This window comes from Bacteroidota bacterium (genome assembly GCA_034723125.1).
Classification (GTDB): domain Bacteria; phylum Bacteroidota; class Bacteroidia; order CAILMK01; family JAAYUY01; genus JAYEOP01.
On record JAYEOP010000164.1, the window covers coordinates 2,894 to 18,975 of the forward strand.

The window sequence follows — 16,082 nt, forward strand, 5'->3', positions numbered from 1 at the left end:
AATAATAATAATAATAATAACCAAATTTTTTAAAAAATATTAGATATTACAATTTTATAACAAGTTGCATTCAAATGTATCATTTAGAATTTAAATTATTTTTTGTCTGATTAATTTTTCTTCTTGTGTTCTCCTCTTGATACGCATAGTTATCCGTTTTAGCTTGGTCTTGTTTATTTCAATCCTCCATCAAGCAATTTTCCGGGGATGCTTTTAGTGGCTTTCACTCCAAGCTTTTTAAGTTTTTCCACTTGCCCCACAAGATTGCCGCTACCATCTTTTAGTTGAGAGATTGCCTCCGTATAGCTTTTCTTTGATTTATCAATGTGATTACCTACACTTTCGAGACTTTCAACAAAATTTACAAATTTATCATAAAGCCTTCCTCCACGTTCAGCTATTTCAATTGCATTTTGATTCTGATATTCTCTCTTCCAAAGGTCGGCAAGCATTTTTAAAGCAGCAATTAAGTTTGTAGGACTTATTAGTAAAATTCTCTTTTTGTAAGCATAATCCCAAAGGCTTTGGTCTGCCTGAATTGCTGTAAGATAAGCCGGCTCAATAGGAATAAAGAGCATTACAAAATCAAGTGAAGCTGTGTGATCCTGATAATTTTTACTGCTTAAATTGTCAATGTGATTTTTTATTGACTGAATATGATCTTTTAGTTCTTTTTCCTGAGTTATTTTATCATCGGCATTACTGTATCTTTCATAAGCTGTTAAAGATACTTTTGAGTCAATAATTATTTTTCTGTTATCAGGATAATTAACTATTACATCAGGTTGCATTTTTCTTCCCGATTCATCTTTTATTGTTTGCCCGTCATCATCACGTAAAAATTCTTGAATAAAATATTCCCTGTTTTTTACAAGTCCCGAACGTTCAAGAATATTTTCAAGAATCATTTCTCCCCAGTTACCCTGTTTTTTTGAATCCCCTTTCAGTGCTTTTGTAAGGTTGTTAGCTTCTTCACTTATTTTTAAGTTTAGCTTAGAAAGTTCTTTTATTCTTTCTTCAAGTGAAAAACGTTGCTTGGATTCTTTATCGTAAGTTTCTTCAACCTTCTTTTTAAATTCGCTAATATTCTTTCCCAAAGGGTCAAGAAGCTTTTCAATATTATTTTGGTTTAGTTCTGTAAATTTCTTGCTTTTGTCTTCAAGTATTTGATTAGCAAGAACTTTAAATTCATTACTGAATTTTTTACCTATTTCTTCTATTTCTTTTCTTTGTGTTTCAAGCTTTTCTTTGAGATAATTATTATTAGCCTCAAGATTTACTTTTTTGTTTTGCAATTCATTAAAATTAGAATCTTTTTTATCAACAACATTTTTCAACTCTAAAAACTCATCTTTAATATTTTGTATTTCAACATCCGAATTCTCAAGCCTTGTTTTTAGTTCCGATTGACGAGAAATAAGTTGCTCTTTGGCTACTCGCATTTCTTCAATTTCTTTCTTTGTGGTGCTTAAATCATCAGTTGCAACATTAAGTTTTTCGTTCAAAAATTCCTTTTCACTTTCTAATTTATCTTTTTCTTTTTCAAGAATCTCAAAAAAGTTTTTATCAATAAAATTTTTTTCAAAAATAAGTTTTCTGATAAACCAAATTGTAATACCACCGATTAGCAATCCTGCTAATAAAACTAAAAAAATTTCCATAATTGATGTCGGTTAATTATTTGACAAAAAAATATTGAAACGAAGGTAGAATTTTTTGAGATAAAAAAAAGTAAAATGAAGAGAAATTATATTGACAACTATAGGGAGGTTCTATAAGAAGACGTAACTTTTACTTTATTACTCAACAATAATCTTCCCGCAATACAAAAGGTCAAAGTCTTGTGTGTAAAGTTTCCAATAAAACAAGGCAGGTTTAAGTTTTTTCTTAATTGGATAATTATTTCCTGAAGTATCCTCAGACTCAATACTTTTACCTTTGTTGTCAAAAAGTTCTACCGTAAGTTCAATATTTTCAGGGTTTTCCCATTCAAGTATAAATTTCTGATTAGCTTTAACTTTTAGTTCTTGTTTGCTAATTATTTTAATTGCATTACCCCTTAAATTTCCGTCAAAATTTTTAATTAATTTTTCCATATTTTTATCAGGGACATAACATGCAAGCAATTTCTGAGGTTCATTATTTGTTTTAACAATCTTTTTTCCTTGCTTTTTTTCGGAATCAATTGAATCAGATTTTTCTGTTAAATATACTTTTTTAGTTTTATGTGATTTTTCACTGCCATTAATTATTGTTTTTTCATTTTTTGTAATTTGTTCATTGTTGTTTTTTACAAGTAAAACAGTTGCAAGCACTAAAGCTACCGGTAGTAATACAGATGCCGCTATTTTATAATATTTGTAATTATTATTTTTGATTTCAAATTTGCTTTTTCCAATCTCAATATTTTCAGTTTCATCCAATATCATGCTTAATTCAATCGCTTCTGACACGCATAAATCGCAAGATTCAACATGTTCTGCAATTTCTTTTGGCAGTTGATATAGTTTATTATCCTTGATAAGTTTAGCATACACAGCTAATTGCTCGGGATTTAAATGTTCTTGTGTCATTACAGTCAATTTAAAAATTAGATACTTTTAATGCTTGCTTTATTTCTTTTTCAGAATCACACAATAATTCAAACAGCACAGCAAAACTATCTTTTGTATAAAAAGCTCTGCCATTTCCATTTAATCGATTAATAATTTGTTCAATATTTTTATTTAAATACATTCTTACAGCATCCGGCTTAACAGTTTTGGATTCAATAATATTCTGTATTTTACATAAATTTAAAATTTTTTCTTGTTTTTTTAATAATTTATTTTCTTTTAAAAGATTGAAAACATCTGACAACACTGTATTAGGAACATAAATTCTTAAATCCGTAATTATAAGTTTTATTCCTAAGTAATATTTTAAATACAATTCTATTTGATGTCGCTTATTGCCAAGTGTTAACATTACTCTTTGAAGAAAAACTATTTCATTTTTTATTAATAATTGTTGTTCAGGATCAATAGATTTTTCAGTAGAATAATTATCAACATCTTCAAAAGAGTTAATCATTCTTTTTAATTTGCTATTATTCCCTCTGATAGTTTCAAGCACCATTCGGTAAATTACTGCTGATAAATAAGTTTCAGCTTTTGCAGTACCATTGTATGCAGATTCTATTTTGCTTTTCTTAGAGAGATATTTTTCAATTACAGCCTGCTTTGTGTCGTCAAACTCACTGTAATTTATTCTTCCGTTTTTAACAAACATTTTTACGATAATATTACAAACTTTTAAAAGTAAATCAGTAGAAAAACATTTGTTTTTTTTGCTTTTTGCCAAAATTTGCATCTCAATTGTTCTTGACTTTGAGGCACAAAAATACTAAAATAACAAACAAAACAATGCATTAATTCAATAGTTGATTTTAATATCTTTTTTTGAAAAAAAACAATCAATTTATTTACTTTTGAACCTTAAATTTTTCATTACTAAAAAAATATACTTATGAAATTTGGCAATTTATTTAAAAATATTTTATTTATCTTAATATTTTTTCTTACAATTACAACTAATATATTTTCTCAAAACTACTATGAAGATTCTTATGATGAGTTAAAAGATACAATATTTTATCCATTGGTTGACCATTACTTAGGAGAAAGAAAAAACGACAGTGTAGCAAGGATTGCGGATAAAGCATTTGATTTTTATTTTAATAAAGGTGATACAAATAAAGCAATGTATTTTTTTAATATATGCACCTATTATCCTGTAGGTTCAGGTATGGGTAAATTACTTATGCCTAACATAAAAAAGAAAATTTTGTTTTTACGTCAGCATATTGATACCATGAATGTTCACTATGCCACTTTACTTCAAATTGCATCTTTTACTTTGAAGTATGATTTTAAATATTTCTTAGCACAACCATATATGGAAAATGCTGTAAAAATTTATGAGCAAGTAAATACACCTGCTTTGCATTTGGCAAGTGCTTACTATAATCTTGGCGGGATAACAATGTATATGCAAGAACACTATAAAGCTTACAATTTGTATAAAAAAGCACTAAAAGGATTTACTTCAAAAGAAAAAGTTGCAAATGAATATCATGAAACAATTAAGCAACATGATGTAGCTTCAACCTATATGGCTATTGCTTTAGCAATGAAAGCAACCGATCAAATTAATTTAGAATTAGCATTTAATAAAAAAGCTTTAAAAATACTTAATAAAAATTTTCCAACTTCAGCAAATACTATCGGAACGACAATTAATATAGCTAACAGTTACTTTACTTTAGGAGTTTACGATGAAGCTGTTAGATATGCGGATACTGCTGAAAAATATATTAAAAAATATAACTACATTGATGAATTGAATTATTTTTATTATAATTTACTTTCTACACGAGCTAAGGCTTTTATGAAATTAAAAAAGCATACTAAAGCAAACAATGATTTTAAAGAATTGGCATTTCAAGTAACAAAACATCACGGTAGCAACTCACCAATGCTTAGCGGAGCGTATATGTTATGCGGTGAAAATTATCTTGAAGCAAATAAACCGGATTCAGCATTATATTACTTTGAAAAAGCAAAAAAGCAAGATCCTAAACAAAGTAGAACAAATCTTTTAATAGCTAAAACTTTTGCCAAAAAAGAAAATTATAAAATGGCTATTAAACACACTGAATTAAATTTGACAACTTATTTAAAGAAAGAATCATTAATATCTAATAATAAAATACTTGTTACTAATGATTTTCTTGATAATTTTAATCAATACGACAATTTGTTTTATTTAGCAAAATATTATTTTTTACTCTACAATCAAACCCAAGAAGAAGAATACTTGAATCATTGTATTTCGTATTCTATTTTAAACGATTCATTAATACGTAAACACATTGATGCTACTCTGATAGGCGGTAATGATATAGATTTAGCAGAGAAATACCACAATATTGCAAGCATAGGAATAAATGTAAGCTATCAAGCATTTAAAAACAAAAATGATGAAAAATACCTTGATTATTTTTTAAACTTTATTTCAAAGGCAACAGCTTTTAAACTTAATGCAGAAGTAAATCAAGTAGCTTCTCAATACAGAAGTAAACAAAATTCAACAAAGCAAGTAGAGCTTTTGCAACAGATACGAAAATTAGAAAACGAATTATTTGCCTTAACCAATAGTCCTGATAAAGAATTTGAAAAAGAAATTTCAGAAAAATTATTTAACTATAGAATTGAAGCTTATGAATTAAGTTATGAATTGCAAAGTAACACAAAAAACGATGAAGAGAAAAACGTATTCTCAGAAATCAATTATCATGAGATTCAAAAGCAATTGAAAAAAAATGAAGCCCTTATTGTTTATTTTGTAGATGATGAACAAATTTATTCTGTTTTTCTTGGAAGAGAAAAGATAAAAATAAATTCTATTAAATCCGGGAGAAAGTTTGATTTAACTTTAGAGAATTATTATAAAGGGTTAAAAACAGCATCAAATAATTTTAATAAGTATGCTTCAGAAATGTATTCCTATTTAATTTTACCTTTTGAAAATGAAATAAAAAACATTGACAAAATTACGTTTATACCTGATGGTAAATTAAATCAAATTCCCTTTGAAGCAATTGTTTGTTCCGATAATGAAAACTTTTTAATTGAGGAATTTGCTGTTTCATATAACTATTCATTATTCCTTTGGTTAAAAAATCGCAAAATTCATAAAAGCACAGAGAATCATAGTTTTATAGGGTTTGCACCGGTATTTACCAACTTTAATAAGAAAATTAAACAAACAAATTCTTTGTCTTACAACTCTGCTTTACGTAGCTCCTACACAGAAATTATAGACGGTAATAATTTAAAACCTTTACAGTACTCAGAAACAGAAGTACTTGGCATTCAAAAGCTTTTTGCTAAAAACAAAATGAAAGCAACTGTATATATTAACGAAAATGCAAACGAATTAAACTTTAAACAACAGATAAAAGATTACTCAATACTTCATATTGCAACACATGGATTTTCATCAAGAAAAAATCCTGAACTTTCAGGGTTGTTTTTTAACAAATTTGAATTAAATAATAAAATCCAAGATATTACCAATGACGGTTTTGTTTATTTTAATGAAATTTTCACTCTGGAAACTAATGCAGAACTTGTTGTGCTAAGTGCCTGCAAAACAGGAACAGGGAAATTAACGAAAGGTGAAGGAATAATGGCTCTTCCAAGAGCATTTATTTTTGCAGGAGTTCCTAATTTGGTTGTTTCACTTTGGAAAATTCATGATGAAAAAACCAAAGACCTTATGTTGGATTTTTACACATTTATCCTTGAAGGAAGTTCTTACTCAGAAGCTTTAAGAAAAGCAAAATTAAAAGGAATTAAAAATGGAGAACTACCTATTGATTGGAGTGGAATTATATTGATTGGCAATTAATGACTCATCTGATATAAAGAAAGGTCCTATAAAGATTACATTATCTTTGAGTAAGAATATTTTGTTTTCATTCTTGATTGATTTTTATTCAAAAAAAATGATATTTACTTTTCATTTTCAAAACGCAAATGCAACAAATAAATATCTATTCAAAATGAATAGAAATTATTTTTTTTAATTAAAAATCAAGATTATGAAAATTACAAAATTATTAATTGCAATTATGACAGTATCAGTATTATTTGTTAGTTGCAAACAAGACAATGAAGGTGATGAACCTGAAGAAACTCTCACTGCAAAAAGAGTTACAGGAATTGAGATTGTAGGTAGTAGCTACACTGAGAACCATACATATACATATAATGCTAATGGTTTAGTATCAACTCACGAGATAATAAAAGATAATGATGAAGATCAAAAAACTACATTTGAATTTACTTATAACGCTGATGGCATCCCTACTGAATGGACAAAAACAGCTTCTTCAGGAACAGAATCATTTACTACTACAATATCTGATGATGAAATTATAATTAATGGCGATAATTATCCTTGGGTTTTAGAATTGGATGAGAACGGAAAAGTTGAAAAATATACTCATGATATTATTGAAGCTTATCTTTCTTGGAGCGGTGAAGATTTAATAAGTCTCAATAAAACTTTGCTTTTTCGTTATAAATATGACTATAGTCATGATGCAATCAGGGGAATTACCCATATCAAAATTGCCGATATTGATCATTGGACAATGAGCCACAATAATCTTATTGATGAGGTTTGGTTGGCAAACAATGCAAGTGATCCCGGTAAATTAATGATTTCTTACAATTATGTTTTTGATGCAGATGGTTATCCAACATCAGCAGTTCAAACTTGGTGGTCATCAGAGACAACATTTACTTTTACTTACGAAGAGTATGAAATAAAATAAAGAAGCAAACATATTCAAATTGAACTAATGAAAAAGCCCTGTAATAAGGGCTTTTGTTTTTTAAAAGACCTGAGTTAAATTATTTTTACAGAAAACAGGAATTTTAATTTCAAAAAATCCAATTGAATGCAACTATCAAAATAATCAATTAAAAATAGAAAATCATGAAAAATGTATTAGTATTATTATTTTTAAGTTTAATTTTAGTAAGTAGTGCTATTAAAGTGCAAGCTCAGGAATCTGTAACGGAAGCAACGGGATTTGCAGAAAAATGCTTAAAAAAGGTTAAAGGAAGACGATTTAAACAGTTGAAAGAAAATTATGAACAAGCACTCAAAGACATTGAAGGTGTAAAAGCTGAAGCAGAAAAAAAAGAGTTTGGCAATGATGTATTGGTAGAAAAAATTCCTGATTGGATTAAGCTTAACAAAACAATAAAGGAGTTTAAAAACGGTGAAATTTCTTACAAAGAAGAAAGCATTACTTTTGAATACACCGATTATGAACCATTACTAAAGGAAGCTAAACTAAAAGCTGCTGAAGCACATTTTAACGCAGCGGTTAAAATTATTGAAAGTACAAAAGACTATAAAAAACGTTCGCAAGATGCATTTGGACATTTTTATAAAACATACGACTATACAAAAAAATATACAGAACAAGTTAAGGAATATAAAGCAGCTGTATATTATGATGAAGGTCATAGACTTTTAAACGCAGTGAGTAGTTTTGAAGAGAAAGCTAAATCGGAATGGTTTTTTAAAGAAGCACTTAAAGAAGTTAATGACTATAAAAACATCAGAGAATTGATGGCTGATTTATTTTATAACGAAGGAGTAAAATTAGCAAATGCAAATATCATAAAAGATATATCTAAAGGAATTGGATACATTGATAATGCTTGTTCTTACATAGAAAATTATAAAGAATCTAAAGCGAAGAGAGAAAAAGCACGTAATAACGCGGCAAGCATTGTTTATCAACAAGCTACATACAAGGAGGCTAAAAAAAGCTTTGAAGCACAACTTGAAGCCGCTACACTTTATGAGGAAGCTTCCAAATGGGTAGATGGCTATAAAGATGCACAAGCAAAAGCTAAAGCAGCAAAAAAACGAGCAGAAGTAAATGTTTATGTTGTAAATGCAGAAGGGAAAATTGTCCCACCGAATAATTTCAATTACGACCTTCAGAAAAAAACAAATAATTATATTCTATCTCCTAATTCACCAGATATGGGTAACATTCACATGTGTGACATCAATCAAATGGAAAATGCATCAAAAGTACTTGGACATGGATTTATCATTTTAAAACCTGGTAAAAGCCCAACTTATACTTATATAAAAAATCCGACAGTAACCAGCAAAAAAGTAAAAACATATTATCAGGTTGAAATAGACCCGACTTCTAAAAAAAGAACCGAAGAAAAACTGACAGAAAAGCAATACAAAACACAAAAAACGATTATAAGTTTATCTGGTAAAAACCCTGATGAATTAAGCATAAAACTTTATGAATATGAAGGTACGGTTACTAAATCAATTTACAAGTCAATATTGACAGGAGTATATTACATTGATATTTTGGATGCAAGAGATCCTTCAAATCCTCAAAAGCTCAAAACAATTTCTGCAAAATATACTTACTCCGATTCCAAAATATATACTTCATACAATGGACATTCAAAGGCTAAACCATCTAGTCTTAGAAACGATAAAGGTCAAATAAAATCGGAAGAAGAGTTGAAAATAATAGCAAGCAAATCACCGAAAACTGTTAAAACAATTGTAAAAAATCAAATGGGTAATGTTCTTGAATTTTTCAACAAAGAATTAAAATACAGGGAAATACAATAAATTTTGAAAAATATTTTTTTTAATCTCAAATGATCTACAACTATTAAAACGATAAATTTTAAATCATTCTAAAACATTTTTTTAGCAAAATAAAACAATAACATTATGAAAAAATTAGCAAACAAATACTTCTTAGTTTTACTGGGTATAATTTTAATTATTCCTGCACAAGCACAATTATTTAATCAGTACAAAAACAAAATGGGAGGAATTATTTACCCTCAATTTCCTATTCAAAAAGAACGAAAAAACATGTTGACTTTAGAAGTAATTGAAAAAAACATGATTGGAACAGCAGCAAAAAATGTAATTAAAAATGAAAAAATTGCTGGTGCCTTAACTGGCAAGGGAGGAGTTCTTGCTGATGAGTCAACAATTAATGAAACAGAACTTATTCCTATAGTTTTTCCTACAGATGGAAATTTGCTTGCAGAAGTTTATTTTTCAGACTGGACAAGTGATAAAGATAACATTAAGCTTGAAAAAGTATTCCATAGATGGGTAGAAAAAGGAGAGTCTATTGAAGCAATAGTTTCTTACAAATTATACAGCATACCCGGGAAAAAACTTATTTTCACCCAAGAACCTATTTGGGTTAATAGCTATGTCCCTAATTCTTCAGGAATGCCACTTACAGGCAATCAACTTCAAGCTGCCCTAAAAAGCACTGCTAAAACTTGGGCAAAAGAGCAAATCAAAAACAATTTTGGACTTCATTATAAAAGTATAAATATCCCTGTTTACACAATTAAAGGTGTTGACAAGGATGAGAAAAAACAAGCAGAAGAAATTCAGGAGAAAATAATAGAACTAATGAGTTCTTACAAATACAATAATAAAGATTCTAAATATACTAAGAATGTTAATGAGTGCATTGGGTTTTGGGAAAATCAATTGAAAAACTATAAGCCGGGGACAACTAAAAAGAAAGAATCAATTATTAACGACAAAAATGCTTGGTGTTTATTTTACAATATAGCTATTGCAAATGTTCTTTTAGACAATGAATCAAAAGCACGTAAGAACATAAATAAAGCTTTGGCTTTGAAAAAGGTTAAAACAAAAGATATTGTAAATAAAAAAGGTGAGAAAAAAGGTGAAGTAAAAACCATGTTTAGTCCAAAAGAACAAAGTTATCTTGCTGAATTAGACGAAATGATTGATGTTTACTATGCAGGAATTAAAGCCAACAATCCAAAATTTGTTGATTTTGTTGTAAGTCGTGAGAAAAGAAAAAAAGCATCTTTATTTGCAAGAGAATATGCAACAAACCTGTATTTGTCAGAAGCATTTGATTTAAAAGTTCCTGTCGGTTTTACATGCAGAAACTTGAGAAATGATCAACCAAAATCAATTGAAGGTAAAATTAATGATGACAAAAATAATATCAATTATACTTTAAAGAAAAGCATACTATATTTTGCTACACACAAATACATAGCAAATATTGCAAATAGCGATAATTCAATTAAAACAAAACAGAAATATTCATCCAACTTACTACCTTACAAATATAATGTATCGTTTAGATTACCATATCAGATTACTCATTACAAAGTTAAAACCAGCTCAAAAGATAATTGGGAGGCTTCTTCCCTAATTCAATATGATTACAATGGTGATATTCTTATTAACAATATAATGCTAAAAGATAAATGGGCATTTATGGGATGGTGCAAAATTACAGAAACTGATGCCTTAAAAGTACAACAATCAACTTATAGGATTAAGCATAATGATTATGTTACTACTTCAATTACTAAAGAAACACAAAAAATTGAACGTGAAAGAGAAATAAAATTCTTTTCAGCCTATATTCAAAAATTATTATCAACAGAGCCATTAGAAACAAAAGAAATTTCAAGAAATACAAATTCTGAAAAATATAATTATAATACTGATAAAATTATAATTAGTGGTAACGGTAATTCAGAATCATTAGCTTTTTCAGTTGATAAAGATGATAAAGCTAACTGGATAAAAGTAATTTCAGGAAATCAAAAAGTTACAAGAAATATAGTTTATTAGTGTTTTAGTTTGAGTTTTAAGCCCCCCCCCTTTCCTTACATTTATTAGGGAAGGGGGTTTTTATTTTTAATCTCAGGATATATGCATTTCTCTATTTCCTCTACCTTTCAAATAAATGAGTCCACTTCAAATGTACATAAACTTAAAAATTTTCAAAAATATTATCTCATTGATTGTGTTTCCTTTGTGTCTTCGTGTCTTTGTGGCAAGATATTGATAATTAGCCACGAAGGCTCTAAGACACTAAGAATCACAAAGTATGAAACAATTCATTATGGAATTATTATACTATTGATTTTCTTTATGTTATCACAACTCGACATTTAATAAGTTTCCGAATGTCAATTCTTTATATTCAAATGCGAAACTTGAGGTAGTAAATTGAGGGGGGTTCTATAAATACATTCGCATTAAGATTCTCAGAGTTTTTTATAGACAATGAAAATTTTTGATGCACTATCGGGATAATGTTAAAAGTTTTGAAGAAGTATATGATAAACTCTGAAAACCCTTTGGGAACAAAGATAATAAACAATCTGACTGCGTTAAAATTTTTCTCAATAGCTTGTGCCTCCGCTAAAGCTTCAGCGACACGCGGAATGCTATTCAGAAAAATTTGTGCCTTGCATCTTATTCATTATCTTTGTTTCTTAAAAGAAATGTATTTATAGAACCCCCCTTGAAAGATTTGAGTTCCGCAATTGGCTACTATTCTTATCTTCACAGTTCAAACAAAAAAACATAACTATACTTTTTTCAAAAGAACTTAAAAAGTTCTTTCACGATTAAAAAGCAATTCAGAATTAGAAAACTTATCTTTGCAAAATGTTTGATGTGATTTTAGAAATATTACCTCTACTTGCAATAGCTGTTTTGGGTTATCTCGCTAAAGCTACAAGTATTCTTAAAAAGGAGCATGGAGGGATTTTATTGCGAATTGTATTTTATTTTGCTTTGCCTGCTTTAATTCTAACTTCCGTTTCTCATGCAGAATTAAAAATCGAATATGCTCTTTTACCCCTTGCATCAGCATTAATAATTTTAACAATATATTTTATCTCGTCTTTAACAGGCAAAAAATTAAAGCTTAACAAAAAAGCCTTAGGCGTTTTCCTTGTTGGAACAATGATAATTAACAATGGTTTTATCATACCCTTTGTCTTTGCATCTTTTGGAGAAGCAGGATTAAGTCGTTTGTTTATTTTTGATTTTAGCAATGGATTAATAGTTTTTACATTCGTTTATTTTTTAGCTTGTAAATACGGTGAAAATAATTACAGTAAAAAGGTTTTAAGAAGAAAATTAATTTTTTCACCTCCTATTTGGGCAATGATAATTGCAGTAATTTTTAATCTAAAAGATGTTTCGTTTGGAAACACCACAAATGAATTTTTACAAATTCTCGGAAAACTAACTATTCCCTTGTTAATGTTGTCTCTCGGACTGTTCTTTAATCGTAAAATTGTTAAATTTAAAGCTCTGTCCTTGGCAATTTCTATCAGAATGTTCGGTGGTTTGCTTTTAGGATATATTTTCACAATAATATTTGGCTTTGAAGGATTGACCAAAACAATTGTTTTGATAAGTGCCTCTGCTCCCATCGGTTACAATACACTTACTTTTTCTTCTCTCGAAAAACTTGATGATGAATTTGCAGCAAGCCTTGTTTCTTATTCAATTCTGATTGGAATTATTTATACACCAATTTTAATATGGTTATTTGCATAAAAATATGACTGTTACAAAACAAAAATATTCATGGGGAAATAGCAGGCGTTTTAATGCTTACTCAAATTATCTGAAAATGAAATTTGGTGAAAGATTTCAAAAAGTAACAATTGATGCAGGATTTACTTGTCCAAATCGAGATGGAAAAATTACTAAAGGAGGTTGCACTTATTGCGATAATAATGCTTTCAATCCTTCCTACAACAATCCCGAAAAATCAGTTTATTGGCAGGTTCAGGAAGGAATAGAATTTCATAAAAAACGTTACAGAAAGGCAAATAAATATATTGCATATTTCCAACCCTATTCTAATACTTATGCACCCTTAGATGAATTAAAAGAAATCTATGAACAAGCTTTGAAAATACCTGAAATTATTGGGTTGTCAATAGGAACTCGCCCCGACTGTGTTGATGATGAAAAGTTGGATTATTTAAAACAACTCAATGAAAAATATTTTATATCAATTGAATACGGAATAGAAAGTTGTTTTGACAAAACTTTAGAACGAATAAATCGTGGACACAATTTTTTACAAACAAAAAAAGCAATTAAAAAAACAGCAGAAAGAGGGATTCACACAGGAGCACACCTTATTTTCGGATTGCCCGGTGAAACAAAAGAAATGATGTTAAAGGAAGCAGAAATTATTTCTGAACTTCCGTTAAACAGCATTAAATTTCATCAGTTGCAAATTTTAAAAAACACAGCAATTGAAAAAGAATTCAAAAATAATCCTGAAGATTTTATCAATTTCAAACTTGATGAATACATAGATTTTATCATAAAATTTGTTGAAAAATTAAATCCCGAAATATCAATAGAAAGATTTGCAGGAGAAGTACCTCCGAGATTCCTTGCAAAAAAAACTTGGGAATTATTAAGAAACGACCAACTACTTAATCTAATTGAAAAAAAAATGGAAGAGATAGATAGCTGGCAAGGGAAAAGAAGGTGAGAGGAACGAATGATATTTTTTATCGTCATTACAAAGGATGGCAATCTGTTGAGTAGGAGTAATTTCACGCAAAGACGTATATAAATTAATTTTAATCTGTGGCTTTAATATTTTTTCACCCACACAAATAATACTAAACCACCATCAATTTAATTAAAAAGAATCTAGTATTATGCCGATGGATTAGCATGTTAAGAAAATTTATTTTCTGTTACATGATAACCTTTCGGTATAAACATAAAATCAAAAAAAAGAAGCTTTTACTTTGGTTAGTAAAAGCTTCAGAATTAAAAAAAAAATTTATTAAGCTGTTTTTCCAGAAGGTAACTCTAAACCATATTTTTGTTTGCGGTCTGCTTGTTTAAGTTTAAACGCAAGGAAAATTGAAATAACACCACTGATTACCAAAATAAAAATAGGAATTGTGTAATCATAAACAGGGAATGTACCAGCTTCTTTCATGTCTAAAACTCTTGCTGAAATTTCGTCTGTACTAAGACCTTGAGCATCAAATGTTTCATTAATTTTTGTTCTTGCTGTAACAACACTAGGGTTAACGAATTGCAATAAAGCACCTATTCCCCAGAAGAATAATCCAAGTCCCCAATTTTGAATTGTAAACATGGAAGCATAAGCAGTACCTAATCTACTTTGAGGAACAATTTTAGCCACAGAAGGCCACATTGCTGCCGGTACCAAAGAGAAAGCAATACCAAGAGAAAATAGTCCGAGATATGCTAAGATTACACTATTAAATAATGATAATGAAACATGAGCAAAAATTAATAACAAAGAACCTAATATCATTAAAGAGGCTGCTTTTCCTTTTTTGTCAACATAATTACCAAAAATAGGTGTAAAAATAATTGTTCCGAGAGGTATTAAGCTTGAAGTTTTAGAGCCATTTTTAAACCAGATTGTAAATGTGTCTCTTAAGATGTAAGCAAGTATTGCAAAGGTGCCAACAATTAGTGCAACTGTAAGCATCTTTTTGCTCATTGATTTTATTTTAGATGGAACAATTGAAAACAATAATGCAAAAATAAATAGCCCGATATAAATAACTGCTGTTCCCAAAGATGTACTGCCATTGAGTTGAAAACCTCCAGACGGTAGCTCGGCAGTGAAATTAAATTTATTTATTAATAAGTCGGGGGAGTATTGGATAAATGGAAAAACTGCCGCATAAAAAGACAAACAAAGAAGTGCAATATAAATAAATGAAGGATTTTTTAGTAACTTAAATAAATCAGAGAATTTAAATTCATCGTCTTCACTTTTTTCCGTAGAAGCTGTAGCCAATAAAGATTTATTTCTTTTGATTTGTCTGTCAAGTTTGATGTCAAAAAAGACATAGATTACAAACATAATAAAAGTTACACCAAGAAGTGCTGCTGCAAAAGTAACGGCAGGAGGCACAGTACCTGTAAAGTCAGGAGATAATGCAATACCCATAGCCGAGCCTAATCGCCCGAATCCCATATTGATTGCCATCGCCAGAGCAAGTTCGTAGCCTTTAAACCATTTTACCATCGTTGTGGTTGCAACCACACAAACAACTTCTAATCCTGAACCAAATAATATACGTCCAATAATCATAAAGGTAAGCTGTGTGCTATGGTCTGGTCCAAAGAAGCCGGAAGCTGCCAATGAAGTAATTGCACCGCCAATTACAGCTAAACCGCCAAATGCAAGACCGGCAATTCTAACACCCCATTTGTCTAAAATCATTCCGCCCACTATGATCATACCAAACATATTGGCAATTGTAGTTAAACCAATTAAACGACCAAATTCTTCGCTGCTAAATCCCATTTGGGTTTCCATCATTCCTTTTAATCCTGAAAAGAAATCTTGAAACCAATAAGTTGCGAGCATTAATCCACTAACTAATAATAAAGCAAGCCAGCGCATGGCAGGAGAATCTTTTAAGGTTTTTTGTACTTCTGTATTCATTGTAAATTATTTAAAATTGATTTTAAAAAAGCACAAATGTATGATTAATATTGGAATTGAGATTATTCATAATGTGAAATCAACCTTATACCAAGTTACGTTCACTCGAAAAACTAATGAGTGCAGGTTTTGAAAATCAGGAATTGCCACATTCCCTAAAGGGAGTCTTGAT

The 16,082-nt window shown here is 29.2% G+C and carries 10 protein-coding genes; 6 read left to right on the forward strand and 4 right to left on the reverse strand.

All coding sequences use genetic code 11. The features are described from left to right. Positions 1–173 precede the first annotated feature (173 nt). From rmuC to U9R42_04905, 3 genes are all read right to left on the reverse strand, one after another. On the reverse strand, positions 174–1,661 hold the full coding sequence (gene rmuC / locus U9R42_04895) for a DNA recombination protein RmuC (protein ID MEA3495354.1): 1,488 nt from the start codon (positions 1,659–1,661) through the stop codon (positions 174–176). A gap of 138 nt (positions 1,662–1,799) precedes the next feature. Further along, complete coding sequence (locus tag U9R42_04900) at positions 1,800–2,573, reverse strand: hypothetical protein (GenBank protein ID MEA3495355.1); 774 nt, start codon at positions 2,571–2,573, stop codon at positions 1,800–1,802. A gap of 10 nt (positions 2,574–2,583) precedes the next feature. Further along, positions 2,584–3,342 carry a hypothetical protein gene (locus U9R42_04905; GenBank protein ID MEA3495356.1) on the reverse strand — a complete coding sequence of 253 codons (759 nt, stop codon included), beginning with the start codon at positions 3,340–3,342 and terminating at the stop codon, positions 2,584–2,586. Between the two features lie 165 nt (positions 3,343–3,507). Here U9R42_04905 and U9R42_04910 point away from each other — a divergent pair, with 165 nt between their 5' ends. From U9R42_04910 to U9R42_04935, 6 genes are all read left to right on the forward strand, one after another. Continuing rightward, the gene (locus U9R42_04910) at positions 3,508–6,453 is read left to right on the forward strand and encodes a CHAT domain-containing protein (protein MEA3495357.1); all 2,946 of its coding nucleotides are present in this window, start codon (positions 3,508–3,510) and stop codon (positions 6,451–6,453) included. A 193-nt stretch (positions 6,454–6,646) separates the two neighbouring features. Then, positions 6,647–7,384 carry a hypothetical protein gene (locus U9R42_04915; protein ID MEA3495358.1) on the forward strand — a complete coding sequence of 246 codons (738 nt, stop codon included), beginning with the start codon at positions 6,647–6,649 and terminating at the stop codon, positions 7,382–7,384. A 164-nt stretch (positions 7,385–7,548) separates the two neighbouring features. Then, complete coding sequence (locus U9R42_04920) at positions 7,549–9,240, forward strand: hypothetical protein (GenBank protein MEA3495359.1); 1,692 nt, start codon at positions 7,549–7,551, stop codon at positions 9,238–9,240. Positions 9,241–9,345: 105 nt separating this feature from the next. Beyond that, the gene (locus U9R42_04925) at positions 9,346–11,268 is read left to right on the forward strand and encodes a hypothetical protein (GenBank protein MEA3495360.1); all 1,923 of its coding nucleotides are present in this window, start codon (positions 9,346–9,348) and stop codon (positions 11,266–11,268) included. Positions 11,269–12,102: 834 nt separating this feature from the next. After that, positions 12,103–12,996: an AEC family transporter gene (locus U9R42_04930; GenBank protein MEA3495361.1), complete on the forward strand. Its 894-nt coding sequence runs from the start codon at positions 12,103–12,105 to the stop codon at positions 12,994–12,996. Between the two features lie 4 nt (positions 12,997–13,000). Beyond that, positions 13,001–13,954: a TIGR01212 family radical SAM protein gene (locus U9R42_04935; GenBank protein MEA3495362.1), complete on the forward strand. Its 954-nt coding sequence runs from the start codon at positions 13,001–13,003 to the stop codon at positions 13,952–13,954. A gap of 303 nt (positions 13,955–14,257) precedes the next feature. Here the strand turns inward: U9R42_04935 and U9R42_04940 are convergent, their stop codons facing one another. Further along, the gene (locus U9R42_04940; protein ID MEA3495363.1) at positions 14,258–15,910 is read right to left on the reverse strand and encodes an MFS transporter; all 1,653 of its coding nucleotides are present in this window, start codon (positions 15,908–15,910) and stop codon (positions 14,258–14,260) included. Between the last annotated feature and the right edge of the window lie 172 nt (positions 15,911–16,082).